The sequence below is a fragment of the Mesorhizobium jarvisii genome, from assembly GCF_003601985.1.
In the GTDB taxonomy this organism is placed as follows: domain Bacteria; phylum Pseudomonadota; class Alphaproteobacteria; order Rhizobiales; family Rhizobiaceae; genus Mesorhizobium; species Mesorhizobium jarvisii.
In genome coordinates, this window is sequence record NZ_QZXA01000005.1 from 73213 (window position 1) to 100090 (window position 26878).

Here is a 26878-nt window from a genome sequence, read left to right on the forward strand (position 1 = left end):
CCCCTTGTGCGGCGACCGACGAGGAATGAGTTGGGAATTGACTTCCGCTGCGTCAAGAGGGACCGCCAAGGCAGTTTCGCGACCGCCTTCGAAATGGCTGGTGGCAAGCGCTCCATCGAATACCCATCTGCTTCGCTGGTATTTCGAACGGAGGAAAAAGGATGCCCATGACACGCCAAGACGTTGTCTCGGTTCTCGGACCCGTGGACAACGCGACGATTGCGGAAATCATCGCGTCCGGTGCCTCGCTTGAGGAGTTGAGAGAGGCATGGGCCTGGGCCTTCGGTGACGAGGCGTTGATGAGCCAGGGACGACCGCTGCCGGGAACACGGGTGGCAGCGCTAATCGACCTGATCGAGCCCGATGACGAAGGCGACGTGGCAGATCCGGCCCGGGCGCATCCGGGCGTCGGTAGTTGATCAGAGATGCATGGATCGCCACGCTATTCCAACGATTCCAAGCGCGCCGTTTAAGGTCTTGAGGATGCTCGCAGATTTGGACGGCCTCGCCCGACAACGGTGTGTCGTTGGCATGACAGTTTGCGAGGCCGTCGCTGCAAGTGTCTTGCCAGCCCTTATTCCTGAAAGACTGCGAAGACGACTATTGGCCGACAGTGTAGGCCGCCCAGGAGTAGGCCAGAGCGGCCCTCACTAGCCATCAGATCATTTGCAAGCAGCCAGTTCCTTCAATGCCTTTTCGGCATCGGCCTTGCTTGTATACGTCTTATTGCCGGCATCGGTCAGTTTTGTGCCGTCCGGTTTTTTGGTCACCACCTCACACTTCTTGGTCGCCGCATCCTTAGCCACCCAGTACTCCGTGGCTGCAAATGCAGGGATGCTGAAAATGGCGACAAGAGCACTGGCGATTGCGACTTTGCGGATCATTGCTAACCTCCATTCAATGCCAGCCCAAAAAGGGCACATTGCATTTTGATCGCCAACGATTTTGGCGCCATTTTGACATCAAGACCCGACGCATCGCGCAGGCCTCAGGGGTGACACGCCTTGGGGCAACGACCGGAACCATCATGCGCTTCAACGGGAGCGTTTCATCCGTCGCCCCTGCCGTGCTGTAGCAAGTGGCCTGCCTCGATCCGGCTGGCACTTCAGCAGCAAGCACGATCGCAAGACCAGCTACTAATCCTTGGTCGGGGGCAGCTTTGGCACACAGTCAACAGGTTCGCCGCAGCGCGAGGTATCGGGCAACGATCTGAAATTTGCCTTCTCTGTCAGTCTGCCGGACCAGTTTCGCAAACAAGAGCGCGAAACATGCCATCGTGAGGACAATGATGATCAAGCGAATAAACGGCAATGGCGTAGTCTCCGCTCGTGTTCATGAGGCGAAGCGCAAACTGCCGACGAGTTTGGCGAGTTCGCTCAGCTTTCGATGTCCAGCTTCCCTATCGATCGGAGATGCCCACAATCGTCCAGGATCCTAGTCGATTCCTCACCCCGTGGCACCGCTGACGTTATCGATCGGGTGCGCGGCACGACCGCCGCCGCACGCGAGATCAACCGCCAGCGCGACGGCCTGCACCGCCAATCTTGGGCCCTGTCATCCAAGGCGGTGCCGCGGGAACATCCTCAATGACACCAACCCTGCGTGCCCAAGTCGTAAATGTCTTGTGTGCCGCATCGACGGACTTTCGACCGTCATATGCGGAGTAGCAAGTGTCACTCGCCGCTGCGTGAAGCAGGCCGCGCCTTTCGAGCGGCCATTCCTCAAGAAACTCTATCGCATCCATGACACAAGCGATCCTTCGGAGAGCGAAGCTATCATCTCGTACGAAGATCGCCTGTTCGAACATTCCATCTTCCATGGTGACCTCCCTTCAAACAGTGTGGCAACCGATCCTGCCTCGCCTCTGCGTGGCAAGGATCCGGCAAGTCGACGAGCTTGGACGCCATAGCAAACAAGACGGAATTCGGCCCGACATCCGCCAAGCTGCGCTCGACATAGAAAGAGATTGGAAAGACCTCTTTTGGGTTCAAGGGGTGTCGGCAGCCGGACGGGGTGGCGCTGGTCGCCACGATTGGGCGCCGGCTATTGAATGGTAAAAATGCCGTCTACCGCCTGCCATTCGGAAGGCCGGATCAAGCGGTGATGGGCAACGCGCACGGAATGGAGCGCGCCTTCGAGTTCGCGCTCCCAGTAATTCAGAAACCCTTTCAGAGTGGGGAATTCCGGTGCGAGATCGTATTCCTGCCAAACGTAGAGCTGCAAAAGGCTTGGATGATCGGGGAGATGGTAGTGGATCTCCGCGGTTGTGAGACCGTAGCCCTCCATCTGCAGCCGGAATTCCCTGCTGACCATGCGTCTCTCCTTCCTTGTTGCATTCAGGCGTCAAGGTTTTGCGGGCGTTCTCGGTCCCGCCGTTCCTTGAAGTCACTGGCAAGCTCGGCGCGACTATCGTCCAGTCGGCGAAGTGCATCCATGACGGCGTCGAACGTCACCGGGCAAGGAGCACCCGGTGGCTTTCGCAGCGCGGGCATTGATTCGACAGCGCAAGCATCCGATGCCCATGAGGCAAGAATGGCGCGCTTTTCCTGAGTGTCGAGCGTGCGGTCGTCCACCACCTCATCGGGGTGATTAAAGTGCCGCGCCGGAAACAGCAGGCGGTCAAGCGAAGGATCAGAGGCCTCAGGGGCGATCAAGGGCATTTTCGACAAGGTTCGTTCCATCGATGGTCTCCGTTTCCTGACAATCTCCTTGGCACCGTTGGTGTTGCAGTGATCCCTTTCGGGACTCCAACCGCAAAAAATTTCGATGAGTTCGGGTCGAATTTCAAGACCTGGAATCGCGCGTCCCAGCGAAAATAGCTTCATGAATTCATGTCCCTAGCACTCTCGAATGCAGAGCGCCAAAATTTTTCTGGCGAGCCCTTGAAACTCGAAAATTCCAAAACTAGCTCGATATGCGCGCGATGCCTGAGAAAGGGGTCGCGACGCCCTGCACCGGTCCGATATTGCCGGTCCGGTGTGGAGGAACCTCAAAAATCTGTTTGTCCTGAAGGAGAACGACATGACGTTCCGTCCATTGCACGATCGTATCCTGGTTCGCCGCATCGAGGCCGAAGAGAAGACGGCCGGCGGTATCATCATCCCCGACACTGCCAAGGAGAAGCCGCAGGAGGGCGAAGTCATCGCCGTCGGCCCGGGTGCGCGCGACGAGAGCGGCAAGCTCACGCCGCTCGATGTCAAGGCCGGCGACCGCATCTTGTTCGGCAAATGGTCCGGCACCGAGATCAAGCTCAATGGCGAGGACCTGCTGATCATGAAGGAAAGCGACGTGATGGGCGTGATCGAGCAGATCTCGGCGGTCAAGAAGGCCGCCTGACCGAGGCTTCAACCGCAATCCAGTCAATGAAGCTGCCTATTGAAGGAGTGATCCAATGGCTGCCAAGGAAGTGAAATTTCATTCCGACGCCCGTGAGCGCATGCTGCGCGGCGTCAACATCCTCGCCGACGCGGTGAAGGTGACGCTCGGCCCCAAGGGCCGCAACGTCGTCATCGACAAGTCGTTCGGCGCCCCGCGCATCACCAAGGACGGCGTCACCGTCGCCAAGGAAATCGAGCTTGAGGACAAGTTCGAGAACATGGGCGCGCAGATGGTCCGCGAAGTCGCTTCGAAGACCAACGACATCGCCGGGGACGGCACCACGACCGCGACCGTTCTCGCGCAGGCGATCGTCAAGGAAGGCGCCAAGGCCGTTGCCTCGGGGATGAACCCGATGGACCTGAAGCGAGGCATCGACAAGGCCGTCGAGGCGATTGTCCAGGAGTTGAAGACCAACGCCCGCAAGGTGACCAGAAATGATGAGATCGCCCAGGTTGGCACCATCTCGGCCAATGGCGATGCCGAGATCGGCCGCTTCCTTGCGGAAGCGATGCAGAAGGTCGGCAATGAGGGCGTCATCACCGTCGAGGAAGCGAAAACCGCGGAAACGGAGCTGGAAGTCGTCGAAGGCATGCAGTTCGACCGTGGCTACCTCAGCCCCTACTTCATCACCAACCAGGACAAGATGCGCGTGGAGCTGGAAGAGCCCTATGTGCTGATCCACGAAAAGAAGCTGTCCAATCTGCAGGCGCTGCTTCCGGTGCTGGAGGCTGTTGTGCAGTCGTCCAAACCGCTGCTGATCATCGCCGAGGATGTCGAGGGCGAGGCGTTGGCGACGCTGGTCGTCAATAAGCTGCGCGGTGGCCTCAAAGTCGCCGCCGTCAAGGCGCCCGGCTTCGGCGACCGCCGCAAGGCGATGCTGGAGGACATTGCCATCCTAACCGGCGGCACCGCGATCTCGGAAGATCTCGGCATCAAGCTTGAGAATGTCACGCTCAACATGCTGGGCCGCGCCAAGAAGGTGTCGATCGAGAAGGAGAACACCACCATCGTCGACGGCGCCGGTTCGAAGGACGAGATCCAGGGCCGCGTCAGTCAGATCAAGGCGCAGATCGAGGAGACCACCTCCGACTACGACAAGGAAAAGCTGCAGGAGCGGCTGGCAAAGCTCGCCGGCGGCGTCGCCGTCATCCGCGTCGGCGGCTCGACCGAGGTCGAGGTCAAGGAACGCAAGGATCGCGTCGACGATGCCATGCATGCGACGCGCGCTGCGGTCGAGGAAGGTGTGTTGCCAGGTGGCGGCGTGGCGCTTCTGCGCGCCGCCAAGGCACTGGACGGCGTGCAGGCCGAGAATGAGGACCAGAAACACGGTATCGAGATCGTGCGCCGCGCGATCGAGGCGCCGGTGCGCCAGATCGCCGAGAACGCCGGCGCGGAAGGCTCGATCATCGTCGGCAAGCTGCGTGAGAAACCGGAGTTCGGCTGGGGCTGGAACGCGCAGACCAACGCCTTCGGTGACCTCTACAACGAGGGCGTCATCGATCCGGTGAAGGTGGTGCGGACCGCACTCCAGGATGCGGCATCGGTTGCCGGCCTGCTGGTAACCACGGAAGCGATGGTTGCCGAGAAGCCGAAGAAGGAACCCGCCGTTCCGGCAATGCCGGCTGGTGGCATGGACTTCTGATGGTAACGGCTGTGTCCGCGCCCGGTGGGCGCGGACACCCTGACAAATGGGTAGAGCCATGAACGTGATGAACTTGAACGTAATCCCCCCGCCGTCGCGTGCGGCCACCGATCTGAACTACGAAGCAGACCTGAAGGTTGCGCTTGACCCGATACTGGTCGAGTTGCTCGACAGAGCAGAGGCCGCGGGTTGGGACCGGCGCAAAGCGGCATACACGGTGATGTTTCTGGCTGCGCGGAATCTTACCGACAGCAAAGGCCCTCCTGGAAACGGGAGTTCGGCAGGCTAAGGCGCGACGCACGCAATCTATCGCGCACGCGCCGTGGGAACGGCTTCCGATCGACTGAGCCAATCACGTGAAACGGAGGAAAGCATGGAACACAATCAATTTCAGCATCCCGTGAGGGTGCTCGTGGGTCTTGGGTTTCCGACCAACATTCAAAGCGTAAAAGACGCCTTTGTCCTGCTGGATGAATGGCCGCCATCGAAGCGAAACCCTGCTCATGGCGTGGCGCTCAATGCCTGTCGGGCAGCCCTCGCCGGCGAGGTGGATGCCGAAACCGCTCGCAGCACTTTTATTGCCTTCGCCCGCCGCATGGATCTGCTTGTACCGGACGCAGGCGACATCGTCGCGGCCAAGGCAGTCGGCGCTTTCGGAGCCGCTTCGACAGGCCCCTACAACAAGCCGATGTAATCTGTCCGTGGGAACGGAGAAAGCTATGAGGGATATTCGATTTTCCGAACCAGTGAGACTGCGCGTGAGACCCTCAAGGGAGCGGGTGGTTGCCAGCAGTTGGGAAGCACTTGAGTGCCTTCATGACCAATGGCCAGAATGGGCGAGAGGACCAAGCTATCGAGCTGCCTGCCGCACTTGCCGCGACTCCTTGGACGGATGGCGGGCTCCGCAACAAGCAAGAAGGGCATTTTTGAAAGCGGCCCGTCGTGCAGGTTTGGTCCAGGCCTCATAGGTGCAGCCGGGCAGCATCGAAAAGCTGTTCGCGCGTGACGCGACGGCTTGCCGCCGCGCTTGGCGCTTTGCCCAGACGCGCATCAGCGAAAACCTTGTCCGTTTCCGCTGCCTTCCTCCTCGCCCTATCGGAAGCGACACGAAAGTCCGTGGTGTTGAGGCTCCGGGTTACCTGTTGCTTGCCGCCAAGCAGCGAGCGGACCTCTTCGGGTATCCTGCGCACGTAAAAATAGGCGCTTTTCTTTCGTACAAGACCAGCGACTTTGCCACGCAAACCACCAAAATGTTGGAGCCGATGTTGGAACCATACAGGGCGGAAAGCGCTTTGGAAACAGCAGTTTGTAGGATTTACACAGGGTCTAGAGGACGATGGTGGGCCCGGAGGGACTCGAACCCCCAACCAAGCGGTTATGAGCCGCCGGCTCTAACCATTGAGCTACAGGCCCCACGTGGGCTGGATTAATGTCTTTCGCTTTCCGGCACAAGGCTTTCCCGACGGGCTTTCGCGGAACGCCCAAATCAACCCATAATCGCGCCCTACGCGACCTCTTGCGACTGGATCGCAGACCAAGGAGATTTTCATGACCAGACATCTTTTGCCCCTCGCGCTCGCCGCTGCAATCGCTTTTCCGGCGATGGCTGGAGCCGCCGATTCGCCGACGCCCGCCCGCATCATTGTTTCGGGTGAAGGCGAAGCGACCACCCCTCCCGACCTGGCTTTGCTATCGCTCAGCGTGATGCGCGAAGCCAAGACGGCGCGGGCCGCACTCGATGCCAACAACGACGCCATGGCCGCCGTGATCGCGGCGATGAAGGCGGCAGGCATCAAGGATCGCGACCTGCAGACGGCGGGCATCCAGATCAACCCGCGCTACAACTACACCAACAAACCCGATGGCAGCCAGGAAGGCGAGCTCGTCGCCTACCAGGTGACCAACACGCTTTCGGTCCGCGTGCGCGACATCGACAAGACGGGCGAGATCCTCGACAAGGCTGTTTCGCTCGGTGTCAACCAGGGCGGCGGCATCGCCTTCACCAATGACGATCCGGCGGCCACCGTCACCGAGGCGCGCAAGAAAGCGGTGGCCGACGCCGTGGCCAAGGCCAAGACGCTTGCCGCGGCGGCCGGCGTCAGCCTCGGCAAGGTGCTCGAGATCACGGATCAGAACATCAGGCCGGCACCGATGCCGATCAACGCCAAGGCTTTCGACGCCGCGGCAGGCGCCGCGCCGGTGCAGGCCGGCGAGAACGCCTATAACGTCCAGGTGACCGTCACCTTCGAACTGAAGTAACCAGCTCCGACAATCCCTGGCCGGGCTCTTCGCCCAGCCATGGATTGTCGGCCGGCGCATCCATGAAAAACCCCGCGGGATCGCTCCCGCGGGGGTTTTTCGAGCCGCACCCGCCCGATGGGACAGGGGCTCCGCTAGTCCAGACTGACCCCGTAGGGGTCATGTCTCCAGGCTCATCTTCGAAGAAGATGATGCCTCCAGACCGACCTTCATAGAAGGTCGTGTCTCCAGACTGACCCCGTAGGGATCACGTCTCCAGGCTCACCTTCGAAGAAGATGATGCCACTCCGATTTGCAGCCTCAGCGATAGATAACCGGGCAACCGCGTTGGTTGGCGAACACGACGACGACGCGGTCGCCGTCCTGGCGGCCCATGACCTTGACCACGCGGCGGTTGACGTCGACGATGCGGGCTCGGTAGAGGCCCATGCGCTCCGCCTTGTCGAGGGCGCGATCCGGCGAACAGCCGCGGCGCCAGCCGTCGCGGCGCCAATCGTCACCGCGCCAGTCGTCACGGCGCTCATCGCGGCGATGCCGATAGCCGTCGTCGCCGGCGTAGACGCCGAAGCGCGGATCCTGGTTGTTGCCGAAGCCGAGATAGAGGCTGTCGGCATGGGCGGGAATGGCTGTCAGCGCGCCGAGGCCGACCAGGGCCGAGAGGGCTGCCGTTTTCACCGTGTTGAACATGGTCTTCTCTCCTTGTTGCGGGCTTGTGCCCGTCCTCTTGAAAGCGATGATGGGAGAATGCACCAGCCTGTCTGAACTGTTTACGAACCCGCCGTTCATCTGCGGTTCATATGGCGGGAAAGGAAATCTTCGCCAGGTTTCGAGCAATGCGCGCTCAAAACGTTGTTGCTCGTATTCCTTGTTCGGAGCTGTGCGGAACGGACCTCAAGGCTCGTGGTCGAGCATATAATCAAAATAATCTTCAGGCTCGGCCAGGTCGGTCTCGCTCGCCTTCACCCGGCCGCGCATCGAGATGCCGGCCTCGTGTACGGTCTCGGCGCTGCCCGACACCAGCCGGTGCCACCAATAGAGATCGCGGCCCTCGGCCACCAGCCGGTAGGCGCAGGTGCTTGGCAACCAGCTGATGGTGCGCACATTCTGCGGCGTCAGCCCAACGCAATCGGGGACGCGCGCCAGCCGGTTGGCGTAGTCTGAACAGCGGCAGGTCTGCGCGTCGAACAGCCGGCAGCCGACGCTGGTCCAGTAAATCTCGCCGGTGTCCTCGTCCTCGAGCTTCGACAGGCAGCATTTGCCGCAGCCATCGCACAGCGATTCCCACTCGGCCGGGCTCATCTGCTCCAGCGTCTTTGTTTTCCAGAACGGCGTTTCCATTTTGGGGATGTGGCCCCAGCCATCGCCAAGGTCAAGCGCGACAACGGTTGAAATGCGGCCGCAACCGGGCCGAATGACACGAAGTTGCCTTCAAAAGGCCGGCCAAACGCCCTTTACGGCGTCTATCCCCGCCAAACTGGAACCAATCGGGCTAAGATCGGTTTCGGCAAGGATGGGACCCCACAAGGAGAGTTTTCGATGAAACGCCAACCACGGATTCTGGCAGGCACCGCACTTGGCCTGTTGATGGCATCCGCGCCGTTGGGCGCGTTCCCGCTTCAGGGAAGTGCCGCGTTCGACCCCACGCAAGGCGGTGGAACGCCGCTGATCCTGGCACAGGACGCACCGACCGACGAGGCACAGCCGACCGACCAGGAGCAGCCGCGCAAGAAGAAGCGCGATCAGCAGGCCCAACAGGCGCCGGCCGAGCAGGCAGCCCCGGCTGCCGAACAGCCTGCTCCACCCGCCGAGGAGCAGCAGCCCCGCAAGAAGAAGCACGAACAGCAGCAACAGGCCGAACAGGCGCCGGCCGAACAGGCAGCCCCCGCCGAAGAGCAGCAGCCACGCAGGAAGAAGCGCGACCAGCAGCAGCAGACAGAGCAGGCGCCGGCCGAACAGGCAGCCCCCGCCGAAGAGCAGCAGCCACGCAGGAAGAAGCGCGACCAGCAGCAGCAGACAGAGCAGGCGCCGGCCGAACAGGCGGCACCCGCAGAAGAGCAGCAGCCGCGCAAGAAGAAGCGCGACCAGCAGCAACAGACCGAGCAGGCGCCGGCCGAACAGGCGGCACCCGCAGAAGAGCAGCAGCCGCGCAAGAAGAAGCGCGATCAGCAGCAGCAGACCGAGCAGGCGCCAGCCGAACAGGCTCCGGCTGGTGAGACACAGCCCGCCAACGACAACCAGCCAGTCAAGCCCGGCAAGAAACACAAGCAGGAGCAGCAGAAGGAGGCGCCTACTGCCCCGGCGGTGACGCCGGAAGCCGCACCCACGCCGAAGGAAGCTCCGGCCGGCCAAGCCGTGACGCCGAAGGTTGAACCCGCGCCTGCCGGCGAACAGCCCGCGACCCAGGGCGAGCAGCCCCAGGACAAGACAAAGAAGCACGGCAGGAAGCCCGCGGGCGAACAGCCCGCCAATGGCGAGCAGCCGGCGACAGGCGAACAACCGCAGACGGGCAAGCAGCCCGCGACGGGCGAGCAACCGGCCAATGGCGTGAAGCCGGCAACCGGTGAACAGCCCGCCAATGGCAACACGGCCGCGCCTGCCCAGGGGGAAAACCCCGTGCAGGGCGAAGCGCCCGCCGACAAGAACGCTGCACCCATCCTCGACAGCCAGAAGGATGCCCAGCGCAAGGGCGGCGGCCGCAAGCATGGCGACCAGAACGGCCAGCAGAATGGCGAACAGCAGAATGGTGGCCAGAACGCCCAGCAAGGCGGCGACCAGGGCCAGAAGCCGGTGGTTGCTCCTGTCGACCAGGGTCCGCCTCCAACCGACGACAAGGCAGCCCAGCAGGAGATCAAGCCTGAAAAGCTCGTCCCGGTAACGGAAGAGAAGGGCAAGCGCCTCGACCGGGCGCCCGACGAGAACATCCGCGACCGCCGTCGTCCCAAGGGCGTCGACGTGCTCAAGGAGATTGGCGACCGCGTCATCATCCAGCTCGGCGGCCAGACGATCGTCCAGAGCAATGAGGGCTCGCGGATGAACCGCGGCGCCAAGGACGTCTATTACGAGGATCTGTCGCAGGGCCGTACACGCGAGACGGTCCAACGCGACAATGGCGTCCAGATCGTCACCATCCGCAACCGTTACGGCGATGTCATCCAGCGTTCGCGCATCACGCCGGATGGGCGCGAATATGTGCTGAGCTATGTCGACGAGCGGAACTATCAGGATGACGGCGACTGGCGCGATCCCGGCGACGACCTGCCGCCGATGCGGCTCAACATCCCACGCCGGCAGTACATCCTCGATTCCGAGGATGTCCAAAGCGATGACGACTACTACACCTTCCTCGACCAGCCGCCAGTGGAGAGGGTCCAGCGTCTCTATTCGATCGACGAGGTCAAGCGTTCGGCCCGCGTGCGCGACATCGCACGCCGCGTCGACCTCGACACGCTGAACTTCGAATTCGGCTCCTCCTCGATCTCCGACACCGAGGTGCAGAAGCTCGAGGGCGTCGCTAGCGCCATGGAGAAACTGCTGAAGAAGAACCCGGCCGAGACCTTCCTGATCGAGGGCCACACCGACGCCGTCGGCACGCCGGAAGCCAACCTTGCCCTGTCGGACCGCCGCGCCGAAGCGGTTGCCGAAGCGCTGACCAATGCCTTCGGCATCCCACCGGAGAACCTGACGACGCAGGGCTATGGCGAGCAGTATCTGAAGGTCAACACCTCGGCGCCCAACCGCGAGAACCGGCGCGTCGCCATCCGCCGCATCACCTCGCTGGTGGCACCGGTCGCCAGCAACAATTAGGTCATGATTTCAAAACCATGACCTGGTTTGCGGACTCAAGGCGAGAAGCACCCATCCCCGACTCGATCGGGGATGGGAGAGCTTCGGATCCCGGCACCGGGCTCAAGAAGATTTGTACCGGCATCGGAACCGGCTCATTGAATCACAGGCTTGCTGACCCCAGATTCAGGGCTGGGCGTTCCCTGCCCCGTCCCGACTCCAGCGGGACGCATTGAGCCCCGCCGGCCCTCTCCGGCGGGGTTTTTTGCTATCTTGCAAAAAGCATCGGCCTGGCCGAAATACAGCCACCGACCAGGGAACAACCGGAACCATTCATGAAGCGTCTCGAACTCGCCATCGAATCGATCATCCTTGCCTCGCGCTGGCTGCTGGTCGCCTTCTATATCGGGCTCGGCCTGGCACTGGCCGTCTATGCCTTGTCCTTCGGCAAGAAGCTCTACGAATTCATCACCACGGTATTCATGCTCGGCGACACCGACACCATCCTGAAGATGCTCGGCCTGATCGATGCCGCCCTGGTCGCCTCGCTGGTGGTGATGGTCATCATCTCGGGCTACGAAAACTTCGTCAGCCGCTTCGACGACCAGGACGGCGGCGGCGTGCACTGGCTGGGCACGATCGATGTCGGCTCGCTGAAGGTCAAGGTCGCCTCGACCATCGTCGCGATCTCCTCCATTCACCTCCTGCAGGTGTTCCTCAACTCATCCTCCTATTCGACCGACCAGCTGATGTGGCTGACCATCATCCACCTTGCCTTCGTCGTCTCGGCGCTGATGCTGGCCTATATCGACAGGCTGATGGGTTTGAGCAAAGGCAAGAAGGAAGAGGTGTGAGGCTCCCTTCTCGCCCGTCACTATACGGAGAGAAGGTGCCGGCAGGCGGATGAAGGGCAGCGCCGGCGGGCGTGGTTCCAGTCAGTAAATGCTTCTGACCTTCGTCTCCGAATTCGCAAACACCTCGTCCGGCACGAAAAAGTCGCCGGCCAGCGGTCCGGTCGCGCCGGGCGCATAGATTGCAAAGTCGCTGACGCCCTCGGCGCGCAGCACCTCTTCGTCGATGTAGAAATTGCCTGATGTCTCACGCGAGGGCCGCATGAAGATGGCATGCGCGGCGTCGGCCATAATGTCGGGCGAACGGCTCATCGCCGCGACCGTCGCACCGCCGAGCAGGTTGCGCACCGCCGCCGTGTCGATGGTCGAGATCGGCCACAGCGAATTGACCGCGATGCCGTCCTTGGCGAACTCCGCACTCATCCCGAGCGTGCACATCGACATGCCGAACTTGGCCATGGTGTAGGCGACATGGTTCTTGAACCACTTGGCCTTCATGTCGAGCGGCGGCGCCAGATTCAGGATGTGAGGATTATTGGCTAACTTCAGGTGTGGAATGCATATTTTGGAGACCAGGAAGGTGCCGCGCGTGTTGATCTGGTGCATCAGGTCGTAGCGCTTCATGTCGGTCTCCAGCGTGCCGGTGAGCTGGATGGCGCTGGCATTGTTGACGCAGATATCGATGCCGCCGAATTTCTCGACCGTCTTTGCAACAGCCTCGGCCACCTGCGCCTCCTCGCGGATGTCGCAAAGCACAGGCAGCGCCTTGCCGCCGGCCTGCTCGATCTCCTGCGCCGCGCTGTAGATCGTGCCCGGCAGCTTGGGATGCGGTTCGGCGGTCTTGGCGGCGATCGTCACATTGGCGCCGTCGCGCGCCGCCCGCAGCGCGATCGCCAGCCCGATGCCGCGCGACCCGCCGGAGATGAACAGCGTCTTTCCCTTGAGCGACATTCCTTGCGCCTCCCTTGCTACATGGCAGGCGCGAACCTTTGCGCGGCGGGCGACCACAGCGCAAGGCCCGAGATGCCCGGATGTGGGTTACGCAGCGGAGGCTAAACCAGCACCAGCCCCTGCCGCATCGCAATGGCGATGGCGTCGGTGCGGTTGGCCGCCCCCAGCTTGATCAGGATCGCCGCGACATGGAATTTCGCCGTGTGCACGGAAATGTTGAGCCGCCGAGCGATCACCTTGTTGGGCGCGCCTTCGGCGAGCAACGCCAGCACTTCGGCCTCGCGCGGCGACAGCGCTGGACGGGCGGCATGCTCGTCCAGGACCTCATCCTCGAACGGCTCGTCCTGGCCGGCATGGAAATCCTCATGGCGCCCGCTTCTGCCCTCGCCCGTGACGCGATAGCCGGCCGCCGCCAGCCGCACCGCCGCGGCGATCAGCAGATCGTCGGCGCTCGCGGGCATGACCGCGAACACCTCGCCGGCGGGCCGCTCGCCGCCGGTGCGTCCTGACAGCAGCACGCGCGGTATGGAGGCCGGCGCGGCATCTCCGCTCCTGTCATCGATGATGGCGACATCGGCCCTGCCGCCGCCGGCCACCACTGGCAGCAGGTCGTCGCTGGCGGCAAGCGTGGCGGCCAGGCGCTCGGCGCGCGCGGCATCGCCGAGCGCAACCAGCACCACCAGCCGCCGCGAAGCGGCGCTGTTGCTCACGATCCGGTCGCCGGCGAGCGTTTCCATCGATCCTCTCAGCTCAGCGGCTTTTCGCCGATGGTCAATGTCACATCGCGCTGTTCACCGCCACGCACAACGCCAAGCGTCACGGAAGCACCGGCGCTGTCAGGGCCGAGCCGACGGATCAGGTCGCGCGGGCCATGCACGGCCTCGCCGTTCCATGCCACGATGATGTCGCCCAGCGACAGGCCGGCGGCCTTGGCCGGACCGGCGTCGTCTAGGCTCATCACCATCGCACCATGGGCGTCGCGGTCGCGCACCGGATGCAGGCCGGCGCCGAGATAGCCGCGCGCGACATGGCCCTTTTCGCGCAATGTCGCCACTGCCCGCTCGATCGTCTCATAGGGCATGACCAGCGCACGGCCGCGCGGCCCGAACAACAGCATGCCGATCAGCGCGCCCTTGGCGTCCAGCACCGGGCCGCCCTCGAAGCGGCCGCCGGCGCCGACAGCCAGATGGATGCGGCGGTCGATCGTGCCGCCGCGCATCGAGCGCCAGGCCGGACCGACTTCGCCGACCGAGCCCGACACCGCCAGCGCCGAACCCTGGCTGTTGCCGATGGCGATGGCGATATTGCCAGGTCGAACGGCATCGGCCCTGGCAAGGACAGGCGCGCCAGCCGCATCCGCGGGCTTCAACAAGGCAACGCCCGTCGACGGATCGCGGCCGACCAGTTCGGCCTTCACCGTCACGCCCGAAGCCAGCATCAGCTCGATCTCCTCGCCGGCCTCGACAGCCTCCTCGGCGGTGACGAAATAGCCGTCGCTCCAGTGGAAGGCGCTTGCCGTGCGATGGTGATGGGTGGCGAAGCTAGCCATTGCCGGCGCAGCCTTCCCGGCAAGGTCGGCAACGGCTTGCGAAAACGCATTCAGATTGAAATCACTCATCGATGTCTCCTGGGGTTCGTCATGTCCCAGATATCGCCCGACGGCGCCCCTGGAGGTACTCGCCTGACGGCTAGTTGGCGGTTTGACTGGCCATCTGGTCAGGTCGCGGCCGTTCCAGCCGCTCCGCACATATAGTGCGTGCCGCCCAAAAGTGCTCAGCGGTTTCGGGATAACGGCACGAACAGGAAAAAATCACGATCAAGCCTGAAAACACGGAGCCCATCCATGGCCCTCGCCGCCGCCAAATTCCAATCTGACGAGACGTTGCTCGACGCCTATTCGATGACGGTCGCCGATGCGGTCGACCGCATCGGTCCGGCCGTCTGCCGCATCGAGCGCATTGGCGGCCAGGGTGGACATGGCTCGGGCTTCGTCATCGCGCCGGACGGGCTGGTCGTCACCAATTTCCATGTCGTCGGAGATGCCAGGACGGTGCGCGTGTCGATGCCGGACGGCGCCTCAAGCGAGGGCCGCGTGCTAGGCCGCGATCCCGACACCGATATCGCGCTGGTGCGCGCCGACGGCAGCTTCACTGATGTCGCGCCGCTCGGCGATTCCAAGCGGCTGCGGCGCGGCCAGATCGCCATCGCCATCGGCAATCCGCTCGGTTTCGAATGGACGGTCACCTCGGGTGTCGTCTCGGCGCTCGGCCGCTCGATGCGCGCTTCGACGGGCCGGCTGATAGACGACGTCATCCAGACCGATGCCGCGCTCAATCCTGGCAATTCCGGCGGGCCGCTGGTGTCGTCGGCAGGCGAGGTCATCGGCGTCAACACCGCCATGATCCACGGTGCGCAAGGCATTGCCTTCGCGGTCGCCTCCAACACCGCCAATTTCGTCATTTCGGAGATCATCCGCTTCGGCCGCGTGCGGCGCGCCTTCATCGGCGTCTCGGCCGATACAACCAATCTGCCGCGCCGCGCGGCGCTCTTGTCGCAAGTGTCGACCAGCACCGCCGTGCGGCTGCGCAGCGTCGAAAAGACCGGCCCGGCGGCCAAGGCGGGGCTGAAAGAGGGCGACATCATCGCGGCTATCGACGGGCGCCCGGTCACCGGCGTCGACGACCTCGTGCGGATGCTCGACGCCGAGCGCATCGGCCGCGAGACGCTGTGCACGGTGGTACGCCGCACCGGCGTCAGCCAGGTGGCGGTGACGCCGGTGGCAAGGGCGGGCTGAGGGTCAAACCCCCGCTGCGCCCTCGGCATATTGCGCCAGAAATTCCTCGCTGGGCGGGATCGGCTTGATGACATCGATCAGCACGCCGTTGGGGTCCCGGGTGATGAAATGGCGCTGGCCGAAGGGCTCGTCACGCAGCGCTCGCAGGATCGGCAGACCAGCGGCGAGGATCCGCTCATAGACCGGATCGGGGTCGCGGACCTCGAAATTGATCAACAGGCCCGAACTGCGCCCCCGCCCCTCCTCCGGGATCGTCTCGTGGTCGCCCTGGACGATGCCGAGATTGACGCGTTTATTATCCACCGATTGCAGGTGCACATACCAGTCGCTTTCGAACAACGGCCGGAAGCCGAAATGCTCGACATAGAAGGCCGCCGTCCCGGCGACGTCGCCGGTCATCAGCACGGGGTAATAGCTCGTGGTCTTCATCTTTCCTTCTCCCTGGACATAACATACAGTCTGCATGTAAATCGAATTAACATACAGGCTGCATGTATGCAACAGGAATCCGCGCGCCGTTCCAACCGCGACCGCACTGAGGCGACTCGCGCCGAATTGATCGCGGCGGCGCGAAAGCTGTTCACGGAAAAATCCTATGCCGAGACCGGCACGCCGGAGATCGTCACCGCTGCCGGCGTGACGCGCGGCGCGCTCTACCATCACTTCGCCGACAAGCAGGCGCTGTTCGCCGCCGTGGTCGAGCAGGAGGCGCAGGCGGTGGCGCAAGAGATCGAGCGCGCTTCGCCACCCTCGCTCGAGGCCCGCGATGCGCTGATCGCCGGCTCCGACGCCTATCTCGCCGCCATGCGCGCGCCCGGCCGCACGCGGCTGTTGCTGCTTGACGGCCCCGCCGTGCTTGGCCGCGCCGCCATGGATGCGATCGACAACCGCCACGGCAACCGCTCGCTGCGCGAGGGCCTGGTCGCGGCGATGCGGGCCAACGCGATGACGAGACTGCCGGTGGATGCATTGACCGCGCTGCTTGCCTCCGCCTTCGACCGCGCCGCACTTGCCATCGAGGCCGGCGCTTCGGCGCAGGATTACCGCGCCGTGCTCATGGCGCTGATTGACGGATTGTCTCCGACTCGTCCCAGCGCATGACCCCGAACCAAAGGTTCGCATCAGCAAAAATCGGAATCGACGTTCGCTGGAGATCATGCGCAAAATCAAGGTTCTACAGCGTCCTTTGCGCGTCCCCAGGGACGCGCGGCGCTGTAGGCACCTCGCCCGGCTTGAACTCGTTGAAGCAGCCGAGTTCGCTTTTGAACCGTTCGATCAGCCAGGCGGCGGCCGGTTTCGGGCTGCGATCGTTGCGATGCATGGCAAACAGTGGCGAACTGATTTCCTCGTAGGGTTCGAGATCAAGTTCCACCAAACGGCCGGTGGCCAGATCGTCGGCGATCAGCCAGCGCGGCAGCCCACCCCAGCCCAGCCCCTCGCGCATCAGCGTATGCTTGGTGCGCATGTCCGAAAGCCGCCAGGTGCGGTAGGCAAAGACGCCATAGTCGCGCCCCTTGGTGCGTTCGGACTGATCGGTGACGACAAGTTGCGTGTGCTCGCGCACATCCCCGATCTTCACCGGCTTCGGCAGCAGCGCCAGGGGATGGCCGGGGGCCGCCGCCGGCACCATCGACATGAAGCCGATGCGCACGAGATGGACGTCGACCTCGCCCAGCAGACCGCCAATGCCAAGATCGGCCTGTCCATTGACGACGTGGTCCGGGATCAATCCAAGCGAGCCTATATGCAGGCGCAGCATCACGGTCGAAAACTGCGCCTCGAACGCCTTCAGCACCCGCACCAGCACGGGCGACGGCAACGTCGCGTCGACCGACAGCGCCACTTCGGCCTCCAGTCCATGATGATGGCCATCGACGCGCGACCGCATACGCTGCAGGACCCCGATCATGCGCCTTGCATCCTCAAGCATCGACCGGCCGATCTCGGTCAGTTGCGGCTCGCGCGTGCCCTCGCGTTCGAACAGCTTCAGCCCCAGCTGCGCCTCGAGATTGGCGATGCCATAACTTATGACGGATTGCGCCCGGTTGAGCCTGCGGCCGGCCGCCGAGAAACTCCCGCTGTCGGCGACGGCAACGAATATCTGAAGCTGGTCGAGTGTCGGGTTGGGCTGCATCGCTGTATCTATTTTGTGGATGGATCGTATATAAAATATACCAGTTTATCTGATGGATGGATATCCCATATCTAGCGGGACAATTCATTCCACTGGAGAAACCCGCTATGTCCATTCTTCTCGTTACCTCGAGCCCGCGCGGCGCCGCCTCGCACTCGACCCGCATCGCCACCGAATTCGCCGAAAAGCTCCTCGCCGCCGATCCGTCGAACACGCTTGTCGTGCGTGACCTCGTCGCCAACCCGCTGCCGCATATCGATGCCGACTACGCGACCGGCATCTACACGCCGGTTGAAGCGCGCACCCCGCGCCAGGCGGAAGTCGTCGGCGTCTCCGACGTCGTGCTCGACGAACTGTTCGCCGCCGACACGGTGATCCTCGCCACCGGCTTCATCAACTTCAACATCTCCTCGACGCTGAAGTCCTGGGTCGACCACATCGCCCGCTCCGGCCGGAGCTTTGCCTATGGCGAGAACGGCCCCAAGGGCCTCGTCACCGGCAAGAAGGTCTATATCGTGCTGGCTTCGGGCGGCATCTATTCGGAAGGTGCGGCCGTTCAGTTCGATCACGCCATTCCCTATCTGCGCGGCGTGCTCGGCTTCCTCGGCATGACCGATGTCGACGTCATCCGCATCGAAGGCGTCGGCATGGGTCCTGACGCGGTCACCGCGGCGCTCGCCAAGGCGACCGCCAAGGTCGACGCCGTGGTCGCCAGCCAGCAGGCCGCAGTTGCCGCGTAAGGCTCTCGATCATTTGAACTCGAAAGGCAGGCGTTCGCGCCTGCCTTTTTCATTTTAGCCGATGAAATGCCTGAGCAGCCCCGCCGAAGCGATGCCGATCAGCACGGTCGGCAGCATGGGAAGCCGCGTCGCCGCGATGAAGGTGATGGCCAGCGCCAGAAGGTCGGCGGGATTGCGCGACACGAAGGCCGGCGCGATGACCGAGATCAGCACGCAACCGGGCGCCGCCTCCATCACCGCGGTCGCACGCGCGCTGAGCACGCGGTTGCGCAGCACGACATAGCCGCCGATCCGCGTGAGATAGGTGACGCCGGCCATCAGCACGATGGTGAGAAGGGTCGCCGTGTCGATCATGCGTCACCTGCCATCAGCCAGGCGGCAAGCAGCCCCGACACCGCGCCCGCCGCGACATACCAGGCACCAGGAATGAAGAGATAGACAAGGGCAGCAATGACCAGGCTGACCAGCCAGGGCCGCGCCGCCGAAACACTTTTCCACATGCCGCGCATCAGCACCAGGAAGACGGCTGGAAACGCCATGTCGAAACCATAGGTCTCGACATGACCGAGCATCGGGCCGAGCAAGGCGCCAAGCGTGGTGAAGGAAAACCATGTCAGGTACATCGCCAGTGCCGCGCCCATATAGTAGCGCGGGCTGAAGGCCGGCGTGATGCCCGCCGCGGCGCGCTGTTTGGCATCGGCCAGGCCCAGCGCCCAGCTTTCGTCGCACAGGACGAAAAGTGCTGGAAACACCTTGCGTCGCGGCAGATCGCGCAGGAACGGCGCAAGTGCTGCTCCCATCAGCAGATGGCGGCTGTTGACCAGGAAGGTGATGGCGACGATGAGCAGGATATGCGGCGGCGCTGTCCACAACTGGATCGCAGCGAATTCCGAGCCGCCAGCGAAGTTCAGCCCCGTCATCATGGACAGTTCGAGCGTGCTCAACCCTTTCTGGGTTGCCTGCGCGCCAAGCACGAGCGCATAGGGGATGGTGCCCAACAGCACCGGCGCGCAGGACGCCACGCCCCGGCGGAACTCGGATCCCGAACCATCGCCCGCCGCTTCGACTGCCTGTGAAATGCTCATGCTCTGCCGCGGCCGGCCTCGCGGCCGCCGCTTCCCTGGGTTTTGAACTCTCATGATACCGGCGGCAAACATACCCCCACCTCTCCGCAATTTGGTTGCGAAGATTGTTGCAATTCATCCATTTTTGGCACTGAATGTCACATATTATCAAAAATATGGAATCTAGAGCCATGAAACTCGACGACATCGACAGGCGCATCCTGCGGGCGCTGCAACGCAACGGCCGCATGGCCAACAACGATTTGGCCAACGAGGTTGGCCTGTCGCCCTCGCCTTGCCTGCGTCGTGTCAAGCTGCTGGAGGAGGCAGGCGTCATCGACCGCTATGTCGCCGTGCTCAACCCGGCCAGCATCGACAAGGGCCTCACCTTCTTCACCCGCATCTGGCTGAAGACGCAGGACGAGGACACGATCCAGCACTTCGCCACCGAAGTGGCCAAGCTGCCGCAGGTCATGGAATGCTACCTGATGCTCGGCGACTGCGATGCCCTGGTGCGCGTGGTGGCGGCCGACGTCAACGACTATCGCCGCTTCCAGTCGGAGCATCTGAGCCGCATCAAGGGCGTCCAGAACGTCAAGACCGACGTGCCGAGCTGGACGATCAAGTACACGTCGGAACTGCCGATCTGACTGGTGCCACAGAGCGGCCCGCATGCCTGGAGCAGCGTTTCGGACTGGATAAAAAATGCAACCAGATTGTAGGATCGGTTTCGGTGCCATCGTCCTTCGGACGCAAGCAGCGCGCAGCGCTGCCCTCTGGCATGGGAGATTTGCATGGAACTTTCCTATCGTTGGGTCATCGTCGCGGCAGGAGCGCTGATGTCCTGTGTCGCCATCGGCACGATGTTTTCGCTGGCGATCTTTCTCGAACCGATGGCGATCGACACGCAGTGGTCGCGCGCCGGCATTTCGAGCGCCATGACGCTCAACTTCCTGGTCATGGGCCTCGGCGGTTTCGCCTGGGGCGCGCTGTCCGACCGCTTCGGCGCCCGCATCGTCGTGGCGATCGGTGCCGTGCTGCTCGGCCTGGCACTTGTGGTGGCGAGCCGCGCCGGCTCGCTGCTGACCTTCCAGATCAGCTATGGCGTCCTCGTCGGGCTTGCCGCCAGCGCCTTCTTCGCACCGATGATCGCGCTGACCACGGCCTGGTTCGACACCAACCGCGGCCTTGCGGTTTCGCTGGTCTCGGCCGGCATGGGCGTTGCCCCGATGACGATCTCGCCTTTCGCCCGCTGGCTGATCTCGGCCTATGAATGGCGCACCGCCATGTTCGACATCGGCATCATGGCCTGGGTGCTGCTGCTGCCGGCGGTGCTTCTGGTGCGTCAGCCGCCAAAGCCCGCTGTGGCGGGCGGGGCTTCCGCGCCGGTCGCCGAGGGCACCGGCATGAGCGTGGCCCAGGCACTGCGCTCGCCGCAATTCATCGTGCTCGGGCTGACCTTTTTTGCCTGTTGTGCCGCCCATTCCGGGCCGATCTTCCACATGGTCAGCTACGCCATGCTGTGCGGCGTCGCCCCCATGGCGGCCGTCACAATCTATAGTGTCGAGGGCCTCGCTGGCTTGGGCGGCCGGCTTCTCTACGGCGTGCTGGCCGATAGGCTCGGCGTCAAGCCGGTGCTGATCGCGGGTCTGGTAATCCAGGCGATCGTCATTGCCGCCTATCTCTCGGTCAGCCAGCTCGACCAGTTCTATGTGCTGGCCGTCATCTTCGGCGCCACCTATGGCGGCGTCATGCCGCTCTATGCCGTGCTGGCGCGCGAATATTTCGGCCAGCGCATCCTCGGCACCGTGTTCGGCGCCGCCACCATGCTGTCCAGCCTCGGCATGGCGCTCGGCCCGCTCGCCGGCGGCATGGTGTTCGACGCCTATGCCAGCTACCATTGGCTGTTCATCGGCTCGGCCCTTATCGGCCTGGGCGCCGCGGGCATAGCGATCGCCTTCCCACCCCTGCCGCGCAGGCAGTTGCAGTTGGCCTGAAGCGGATGGACGGGCGCTGGTGACAATTCATCGGCGCCCGCTTTTGTCGAAGCTCAATGCCCGAACCAGCGGGCCTTGCGGCTGGAGCCGAAATTCACCTTGTCGACCCGCAAAGCCTCAGACGGTTCATAGAAAGCACCGGTGGGTTTTGGGCCGGAGAAGAAATCCACATCCACCCTGGCGATCCGGTTGGCACCAAACTCGATGTAGCAGGATCCTGCCCCCGGGTTCTTGGCCGTCGGTTCCTCATGGCGGAGCCTGGCGATCAGGTTCGCAGCAACGGTGCGTGCGGCGCCCTCGGCAAAGACGCCCGCCTTCGGCGCACCCGTATTGGCCAGATCCCCCAGCGCGTAGACGCCGGGAAAGCGGGTTTCGAGTGTGCGCGGATCGATTGTGACCCAGCCACCCTCCGTGATGCCGGCCTCGACGACGACATCGGGCGCGCGGTTCCGGGGCACGCCCAGGAACAGATCGCAGGGCAGTTCGCCGCCATTGTCGAGCGTCACAACCTTGCGGCCCTCGTCCACGGAAACCACCCGGGTGCTGGGGATGAAGGTGATGGCGCGCTCGGCGAAGGCGGCCAGAAGCGCCTTCGACGTTTCGGGAGAAGGCGGCACCGGGCTCGACATTGAGTTCACATAGGTGATCTGGCAGTCGCCCCGGACGCCCCTCTCGGTCAGGTAGTCATGCAGCATCAAGGCGCATTCGCTGGGCGCGGGCGGGCATTTGTAAGGCGCGCCGCAGACGCCGATCACGGCATGACCGTGGGTGAAACCGGGCAGCACCTTGGCCATATGGGCGGCGCCCGGAACCGAGTAGAATTCGTTGCGGCCGAGCGTGATGCCTGGTGTGGCCGAGACATCATAGTCGGCGCCGAGAGCGATCACCAATATGTCCGCCTCATGCACACCTTTATCCGTCGTCACGCGCCGCCGTTCCGGGTCGATGGCGGTGACGGTCTCGCGCTTCATCGTGACGCCGGCCTTGGCATAGTCGGCGTAGGGCAGCCGCACAGCCGCTTCGGTTGCGCGGCCGAACATCAGGTCAAGCTTGGCAAAGCCGAACACGAAGGAATCCGACTTGTCGATCAGGGTGACAGCAATGCTGTCACCCAAAGCTTCGGACAAGGACGTGCTGAGCTCGAGCCCGCCGAAACCGGCGCCGAGGATAAGGATACGGGTTTTCATACTGTCACCTCCTGTTGCCTGATGTCTTCGGGAACGCTCAGGCGTTGCTGTGAGGCTGCGGCACGATGCGGATATAAGGCTTGGGCTGCTTCCAACCCTCGGGATAGAGCACCTTGGCTTCGTCGTTCGATACCGAACCTGCGATGATCACGTCGTCGCCTTGCCGCCAGTTCACCGGCGTGGCGACGCGATGCTTGGCGGTCAGTTGCATGGAATCCACCACACGCAGGATCTCGTCGAAGTTCCGGCCGGTGGTCATCGGATAGGCGATCATCAGCTTGATCTTCTTGTCGGGCCCGATGACGTAGACATGGCGCACCGTCTGGTTGTCGGCCGCCGTACGCCCCTCGGCGCTGTCGCCGGCCGTGGCGGGCAGCATATCGTAGAGCTTGGCAATGGCCAGCATTGGGTCGCCGATCATCGGGAAATTCGGCGCGTGTCCCTGGGTCTCGGCAATGTCATCAGCCCATCCGGCATGACGCTCGACCGGATCGACGGAAAGCCCAATGATCTTGACGTTACGCTTGTCGAACTCGGGCTTTAGCTTGGCCATGTAACCGAGTTCAGTGGTGCAGACGGGGGTAAAATCCTTGGGATGAGAAAACAGGATGCCCCATGAATTGCCCAGCCAGTCGTGGAAGCTGATTGGGCCGTGGGTGGTTTCGGCGGTGAAGTCGGGCGCGATGTCGGCGATACGAAGAGACATTTGATCCTCCTGTGAGAGACGGTTGGAATTGACTACGGGTGCAGACTAGGCAACCTATGTTCCGCCAGCGTTCCCCGCCGCGCAGGTGTTTGTGACGGCCGGATTTCGGGCACGCGCGGGCCTCGCATCCTGAAAGGGCCTTTCGATTGCGTGTCCGAATTCAATTGCTTGGCGGCTTCAGCGTCAGTCTGGACGATCAGGTCGTAGCGGCCGCGGCGTGGCGCCGGGATCGAGGCGCCGCGCTGGTGAAGCTGCTGGCCGTCGCCCGCTCCCACCGTATCCACCGCGAACAGGTCATGGAGGCCTTTTGGCCCGATCTCGATCCGGAGGCCGCGGGCGCCAATCTGCGCAAGGCCATCCACTTTGCCCGCCGCGCGCTGGGCGCCCATGGCCTCATCGAGCACGCGGCCGATATCATTGCCCTCGCCCCGGCCGCCGACATCGAGATCGACGTCGAGACCTTCGAGGCCGCCGCCAGGCTTGCCTTGCGCGGCGAAGATCCCGCCGCCTGTGAAGCGGCCGCCGATCTCTACACGGGAGACCTGCTGCCGGACGACCCCTATGTCGACTGGTTCGAAACGCCCCGCCAGTCCCTGCGGCAGCGCTATGCCGAGGTGCTGCGGGCCGGCAAGCTCTGGCAGCGCCTGATCGCGCTGGACCCGGCCGACGAGCAGGCACAATGCGCCCTGATGCAATCGGCGCTCGACGCCGGCAACCGCGCCGAGGCGATCCGGCTGTTCAACCAGCTGAGCGAAAGCCTGCGGATCGACCTCGGCGTCGGCCCGGGCGCCGAAACCGTGAAGCTCTATGAAAAGGCGCTGGCCGTGCCCTCTATCGACCCCGTCGGTTTGAGCGACCGCATCCGCGCCTCGCTGGCCTGGGGCCTGCTGCACCTGCAAAGCGGCGACTTCGCCAAGGCCGGCCAGGTTGGCCGGGAAACCCGCGAACTTGCCATGGGCGCGGGGTTGGCTCGCGAGGTTGGCGAGGCCAGCGCCCTGATCGGCCTGGTGGCGCACATGCAGGGCCAGTGGCGCGAACTGTTCAGGGCGGAGTTCATCGAATGGGTCCGCTCCAAGCCAGCCTTCGTCTCCAACGTTTTTGACGGGCATCTGTGCCTGGCCGAATTCTGCCTCTGCAGTGCCAAGGGCCACCACGACATAGCCGCCTCTGCACGAGAGCTCCTGTCGGTGGCCGAAGGCGCCGGCTCGGTCGCCGGGCGCGGCCTGGCCTCGCTCGTGCTGGGCGAGGCAGCGCTCTTCTCGGGCCAGCTGGCCGAGGCCGAACGCATGTTGACCGACGCTGAAAGACTCTACGCGCAGGTGGGAACCGTGGCCGGCCGCGTACTGGCGCTCCAGCGCCTGACGGAACTCGCGCTTGCCCGCCACCAGAAATGGCAGGCAGGACGGTTGATCCACCGCGCCACCACCCTTGCCCGTTCTTCCTGGCTGGCGCCGCACCTGCTGATCAGCCTGAAAGGGCTTGAGGTGCGCGCCGCCGCCACCTCCGAGAGGATCGCCGAGACCATTCGCGAAGGTGACCGCATGCTGTCATCGGGCTGCAATTGCCAGCCTTGCTCGATGACCTTCCGTACGGCGGCCGCCGTTGCCCTGGCCGAGGCGGGCGAGATCGAACAGGTCAATCGCCGGCTCGACGAGGCTGAGCGGGTCGCCGGCATGTGGAACGGCGGCCCCTGGGTGGCGGCCGTGTGGGAAGCACGCGGCGTGCAGCGCCGGGCCGAGCGTAACAAAACCCGGGCGGTCGCGGCGTTCGAGGAAGCAGCCACACGCTTCGCTGCGCTTGGCAGGCCGATCGACGAGGTGCGCTGTCGGGAACGGATGGCAGATCTAGGCTAGCACCGCCAGCAGCACGATGCAGGCTTAAAAAGCACATAATCTCAATTTCTTATCTTGAATTGTTCATTCGCGAAAAATGGCTTTGCAGCACGGTGCGAAACTTTTGCATCGTCTTTTCGGTCGTCTGCGCATCGGCGGCCGCGAAGCCCATGACAAGGCCGTTCTGCTGCGTGCCGTGGCGGTACTGGATCGACAGCGCCGACACGTTGATGCCTTGCTGGAGCGCCGCCTCGGCAACCGCCCTGTCGCTGCATGTGTCGCGGAAAATGCCGACGACCTGGATGCCGGATTCGGTCGCGTGGAAATCCAGCCATTCTCCGAGGTGCCGTTGCGCGCTTTCCAGGAAGAACTGCCGTCTCTCCGCATAGAGCCGCCGCATCCGCCTGAGATGGCGGGTGAAGTGCCCCTCATTCATGAAGTCCGCCAGCGCGGCCTGGGTCAGCAAGGGGGCGAACTGGCCGCTCACGCTCAGCGCCGAGACGATCGTATGGTCGATCGCCTTGGGCGCCACCATGAAGCCCAGACGCATGGCCGGGAAAAGGATCTTGGCGAAAGTGCCGACATAGACCACGCGGTTCGACGCGCCGATGCCCTGCAGTGCCGGAATGGGCTGGCCCTGAAAACGATATTCGCCGTCGTAATCATCCTCGATGATCCACGAGCGCCAGGTCTCGGCCATGTGCAGCAGGTTGAGCCGCTGCTCCATCGGCATGGTTATGCCGAGCGGGTGATGGCAGGAGGGCGTCACGAAGATCATGCGGGGCACGACATCAGGCGGATCGAGATCCCAGCCGGCATTGCTGACACGCAGCGGCGCCAGTTTCGCCCCGGCTGAGACGAAGGCCGAGCCGGCGCCGTAGTAGCCAGGCTCCTCCATCCACACCGTGTCGCCATCATCGATCAGCAGCCGGGCCAGGAGATCGAAAGCCGACTGTGCGCCATTGGTCACGACGATCTGCTCGGCGGTGCACTTCACGCCGCGCGAGGCGGTGAGATAGCGCGCTATGGCTTCGCAAAGCGGCGGATAGCCCTTGACGTGATAGGTGCCGAAAAGATCGATATGGGCGAACTTGGCGCGGCGGCTGAGCAGTTTCGACCAGGTGTTGAACGGAAAATTGTCCGGATCCGGCATGCCGGGATGGAAGGCAAGCATACCCGGCCGGCCATGATGATAGGGTTGGGCAAGCATGGTCTGCCCGCGCCGCGATAGCGGATTGGCGTCCTCGACCGACATTTGTTCCGCAACTGCCGAACGCGTCGGTAGGTCCATCACCACTGAGGGTCTGCGCGGACGTATCGCCAGATAGCCCTCCAGCGCCAGTTGGTCGCAAGCGGCAATCACCGTGTTACGCCCGACATTCAGATCCCGCGCCATGACCCGTGTCGAGGGCAGTGCGTGGCCGCTCGGCAGCACGCGCCGTTCGATCAGGCCGCGTAACTGGACATAGAGCTGCCGGTGCAGATTGGCGGGGCTGTCGCGATCCAGGGCGATGCCGTCGACGGGAAAGCTGGTCTTCATCTGGTTCCCGAAAATCAATA

32 protein-coding genes and 1 tRNA gene are annotated in these 26878 nt (G+C 63.4%); 15 read left to right on the top strand and 18 right to left on the bottom strand.

The window, feature by feature from the left end; genetic code table 11:
- Positions 1–167 precede the first annotated feature (167 nt).
- A complete protein-coding gene (locus D3242_RS13875; protein ID WP_120145507.1) occupies positions 168–419 on the top strand; it encodes a hypothetical protein in 252 nt (83 codons plus the stop codon).
- 243 nt (positions 420–662) lie between these two features.
- Here D3242_RS13875 and D3242_RS13880 read toward each other — a convergent pair whose 3' ends face one another.
- The 4 genes from D3242_RS13880 to D3242_RS13895 form a co-directional block, all read right to left on the bottom strand.
- Complete coding sequence (locus D3242_RS13880) at positions 663–884, bottom strand: hypothetical protein (protein ID WP_064982205.1); 222 nt, start codon at positions 882–884, stop codon at positions 663–665.
- 626 nt (positions 885–1510) lie between these two features.
- Positions 1511–1819, bottom strand: coding sequence for a DUF982 domain-containing protein (locus D3242_RS13885; RefSeq protein ID WP_120145502.1), 309 nt, complete (start codon positions 1817–1819; stop codon positions 1511–1513).
- Positions 1820–2043: 224 nt separating this feature from the next.
- A complete protein-coding gene (locus D3242_RS13890) occupies positions 2044–2313 on the bottom strand; it encodes an usg protein (protein WP_019859963.1) in 270 nt (89 codons plus the stop codon).
- A 23-nt stretch (positions 2314–2336) separates the two neighbouring features.
- Positions 2337–2681 (bottom strand): hypothetical protein, encoded by a 345-nt coding sequence (locus D3242_RS13895; protein ID WP_020628966.1) that lies wholly within the window; start codon positions 2679–2681, stop codon positions 2337–2339.
- A gap of 340 nt (positions 2682–3021) precedes the next feature.
- Between D3242_RS13895 and groES the strand changes: the two genes are divergently transcribed.
- The 5 genes from groES to D3242_RS13920 are packed head-to-tail and all read left to right on the top strand — an operon-like array spanning position 3022 to position 5988.
- On the top strand, positions 3022–3336 hold the full coding sequence (gene groES, locus D3242_RS13900; protein WP_064982230.1) for a co-chaperone GroES: 315 nt from the start codon (positions 3022–3024) through the stop codon (positions 3334–3336).
- A gap of 55 nt (positions 3337–3391) precedes the next feature.
- Positions 3392–5020, top strand: a complete 1629-nt coding sequence (gene groL, locus D3242_RS13905) for a chaperonin GroEL (protein WP_064982207.1) — start codon at positions 3392–3394, stop codon at positions 5018–5020.
- A 58-nt stretch (positions 5021–5078) separates the two neighbouring features.
- Positions 5079–5309 carry a hypothetical protein gene (locus D3242_RS13910; RefSeq protein WP_019859969.1) on the top strand — a complete coding sequence of 77 codons (231 nt, stop codon included), beginning with the start codon at positions 5079–5081 and terminating at the stop codon, positions 5307–5309.
- Between the two features lie 33 nt (positions 5310–5342).
- Complete coding sequence (locus tag D3242_RS13915; RefSeq protein ID WP_394811847.1) at positions 5343–5714, top strand: DUF982 domain-containing protein; 372 nt, start codon at positions 5343–5345, stop codon at positions 5712–5714.
- A 25-nt stretch (positions 5715–5739) separates the two neighbouring features.
- A complete protein-coding gene (locus tag D3242_RS13920; protein WP_081295965.1) occupies positions 5740–5988 on the top strand; it encodes a DUF982 domain-containing protein in 249 nt (82 codons plus the stop codon).
- Here D3242_RS13920 and D3242_RS34470 read toward each other — a convergent pair.
- Both D3242_RS34470 and D3242_RS13930 read right to left on the bottom strand, forming a co-directional pair.
- On the bottom strand, positions 5983–6387 hold the full coding sequence (locus D3242_RS34470) for a DUF6538 domain-containing protein (protein ID WP_425374456.1): 405 nt from the start codon (positions 6385–6387) through the stop codon (positions 5983–5985). The two genes, D3242_RS13920 and D3242_RS34470, sit on opposite strands and share 6 nt — an antisense overlap.
- Positions 6358–6433: transfer RNA gene (locus D3242_RS13930), tRNA-Ile, on the bottom strand. Before D3242_RS13930 ends, D3242_RS34470 begins: the two co-directional genes overlap by 30 nt.
- 135 nt (positions 6434–6568) lie before the next feature.
- On the opposite strand from D3242_RS13930, the gene D3242_RS13935 reads away from it, so the two are divergent.
- The gene (locus D3242_RS13935) at positions 6569–7279 is read left to right on the top strand and encodes an SIMPL domain-containing protein (RefSeq protein WP_019860435.1); all 711 of its coding nucleotides are present in this window, start codon (positions 6569–6571) and stop codon (positions 7277–7279) included.
- 300 nt (positions 7280–7579) lie between these two features.
- Here the strand turns inward: D3242_RS13935 and D3242_RS13940 are convergent, their stop codons facing one another.
- A complete protein-coding gene (locus D3242_RS13940; RefSeq protein WP_027047253.1) occupies positions 7580–7966 on the bottom strand; it encodes a hypothetical protein in 387 nt (128 codons plus the stop codon).
- Positions 7967–8170: 204 nt separating this feature from the next.
- Positions 8171–8617: a YcgN family cysteine cluster protein gene (locus D3242_RS13945; protein ID WP_019860437.1), complete on the bottom strand. Its 447-nt coding sequence runs from the start codon at positions 8615–8617 to the stop codon at positions 8171–8173.
- 198 nt (positions 8618–8815) lie between these two features.
- Here D3242_RS13945 and D3242_RS13950 point away from each other — a divergent pair, with 198 nt between their 5' ends.
- Together D3242_RS13950 and D3242_RS13955 are read left to right on the top strand one after the other, a co-directional pair.
- Positions 8816–11083, top strand: coding sequence for an OmpA family protein (locus tag D3242_RS13950; protein WP_064980436.1), 2268 nt, complete (start codon positions 8816–8818; stop codon positions 11081–11083).
- A 314-nt stretch (positions 11084–11397) separates the two neighbouring features.
- Positions 11398–11916, top strand: a complete 519-nt coding sequence (locus D3242_RS13955; protein ID WP_019860440.1) for a TIGR00645 family protein — start codon at positions 11398–11400, stop codon at positions 11914–11916.
- Between the two features lie 81 nt (positions 11917–11997).
- Here D3242_RS13955 and D3242_RS13960 read toward each other — a convergent pair whose 3' ends face one another.
- From D3242_RS13960 to D3242_RS13970, 3 genes are all read right to left on the bottom strand, one after another.
- Complete coding sequence (locus D3242_RS13960) at positions 11998–12864, bottom strand: SDR family oxidoreductase (RefSeq protein WP_064980438.1); 867 nt, start codon at positions 12862–12864, stop codon at positions 11998–12000.
- Positions 12865–12965: 101 nt separating this feature from the next.
- Positions 12966–13601, bottom strand: a complete 636-nt coding sequence (locus D3242_RS13965) for a helix-turn-helix transcriptional regulator (RefSeq protein WP_038648811.1) — start codon at positions 13599–13601, stop codon at positions 12966–12968.
- 8 nt (positions 13602–13609) lie between these two features.
- On the bottom strand, positions 13610–14482 hold the full coding sequence (locus D3242_RS13970; protein ID WP_064980440.1) for a S1C family serine protease: 873 nt from the start codon (positions 14480–14482) through the stop codon (positions 13610–13612).
- 225 nt (positions 14483–14707) lie between these two features.
- Here D3242_RS13970 and D3242_RS13975 point away from each other — a divergent pair, with 225 nt between their 5' ends.
- Positions 14708–15658, top strand: a complete 951-nt coding sequence (locus D3242_RS13975) for a S1C family serine protease (protein WP_064980441.1) — start codon at positions 14708–14710, stop codon at positions 15656–15658.
- 3 nt (positions 15659–15661) lie between these two features.
- On the opposite strand, the gene D3242_RS13980 is transcribed toward D3242_RS13975, so the two are convergent.
- On the bottom strand, positions 15662–16087 hold the full coding sequence (locus tag D3242_RS13980) for a VOC family protein (RefSeq protein WP_064980443.1): 426 nt from the start codon (positions 16085–16087) through the stop codon (positions 15662–15664).
- 66 nt (positions 16088–16153) lie between these two features.
- Here D3242_RS13980 and D3242_RS13985 point away from each other — a divergent pair, with 66 nt between their 5' ends.
- Positions 16154–16759 (top strand): TetR/AcrR family transcriptional regulator, encoded by a 606-nt coding sequence (locus tag D3242_RS13985; RefSeq protein ID WP_064980445.1) that lies wholly within the window; start codon positions 16154–16156, stop codon positions 16757–16759.
- 73 nt (positions 16760–16832) lie between these two features.
- Here the strand turns inward: D3242_RS13985 and D3242_RS13990 are convergent, their stop codons facing one another.
- Positions 16833–17792 carry a LysR family transcriptional regulator gene (locus tag D3242_RS13990; RefSeq protein ID WP_064980446.1) on the bottom strand — a complete coding sequence of 320 codons (960 nt, stop codon included), beginning with the start codon at positions 17790–17792 and terminating at the stop codon, positions 16833–16835.
- Positions 17793–17899: 107 nt separating this feature from the next.
- Here D3242_RS13990 and D3242_RS13995 point away from each other — a divergent pair, with 107 nt between their 5' ends.
- Positions 17900–18532: an FMN-dependent NADH-azoreductase gene (locus D3242_RS13995; RefSeq protein ID WP_019860448.1), complete on the top strand. Its 633-nt coding sequence runs from the start codon at positions 17900–17902 to the stop codon at positions 18530–18532.
- A 54-nt stretch (positions 18533–18586) separates the two neighbouring features.
- On the opposite strand, the gene D3242_RS14000 is transcribed toward D3242_RS13995, so the two are convergent.
- Both D3242_RS14000 and D3242_RS14005 read right to left on the bottom strand, forming a co-directional pair.
- Positions 18587–18886: an AzlD family protein gene (locus D3242_RS14000; RefSeq protein ID WP_038648827.1), complete on the bottom strand. Its 300-nt coding sequence runs from the start codon at positions 18884–18886 to the stop codon at positions 18587–18589.
- Complete coding sequence (locus D3242_RS14005) at positions 18883–19617, bottom strand: AzlC family ABC transporter permease (protein ID WP_019860450.1); 735 nt, start codon at positions 19615–19617, stop codon at positions 18883–18885. Before D3242_RS14005 ends, D3242_RS14000 begins: the two co-directional genes overlap by 4 nt.
- Positions 19618–19787: 170 nt before the next feature.
- Here D3242_RS14005 and D3242_RS14010 point away from each other — a divergent pair, with 170 nt between their 5' ends.
- Positions 19788–20246, top strand: a complete 459-nt coding sequence (locus D3242_RS14010; protein WP_064980448.1) for an Lrp/AsnC family transcriptional regulator — start codon at positions 19788–19790, stop codon at positions 20244–20246.
- Between the two features lie 144 nt (positions 20247–20390).
- Positions 20391–21593, top strand: a complete 1203-nt coding sequence (locus tag D3242_RS14015; RefSeq protein ID WP_064980450.1) for an MFS transporter — start codon at positions 20391–20393, stop codon at positions 21591–21593.
- 53 nt (positions 21594–21646) lie between these two features.
- Here the strand turns inward: D3242_RS14015 and D3242_RS14020 are convergent, their stop codons facing one another.
- Entirely contained in the window at positions 21647–22780 is a 1134-nt protein-coding gene (locus D3242_RS14020) for an NAD(P)/FAD-dependent oxidoreductase (protein WP_019860453.1), read from the bottom strand.
- A gap of 37 nt (positions 22781–22817) precedes the next feature.
- Positions 22818–23486 carry a peroxiredoxin gene (locus D3242_RS14025; protein WP_038648836.1) on the bottom strand — a complete coding sequence of 223 codons (669 nt, stop codon included), beginning with the start codon at positions 23484–23486 and terminating at the stop codon, positions 22818–22820.
- Between the two features lie 146 nt (positions 23487–23632).
- Here D3242_RS14025 and D3242_RS14030 point away from each other — a divergent pair, with 146 nt between their 5' ends.
- A complete protein-coding gene (locus D3242_RS14030; protein ID WP_064980452.1) occupies positions 23633–25339 on the top strand; it encodes an AfsR/SARP family transcriptional regulator in 1707 nt (568 codons plus the stop codon).
- Positions 25340–25388: 49 nt separating this feature from the next.
- Here D3242_RS14030 and mocR read toward each other — a convergent pair whose 3' ends face one another.
- Positions 25389–26858, bottom strand: a complete 1470-nt coding sequence (gene mocR / locus D3242_RS14035) for a rhizopine catabolism transcriptional regulator MocR (RefSeq protein WP_019860457.1) — start codon at positions 26856–26858, stop codon at positions 25389–25391.
- Between the last annotated feature and the right edge of the window lie 20 nt (positions 26859–26878).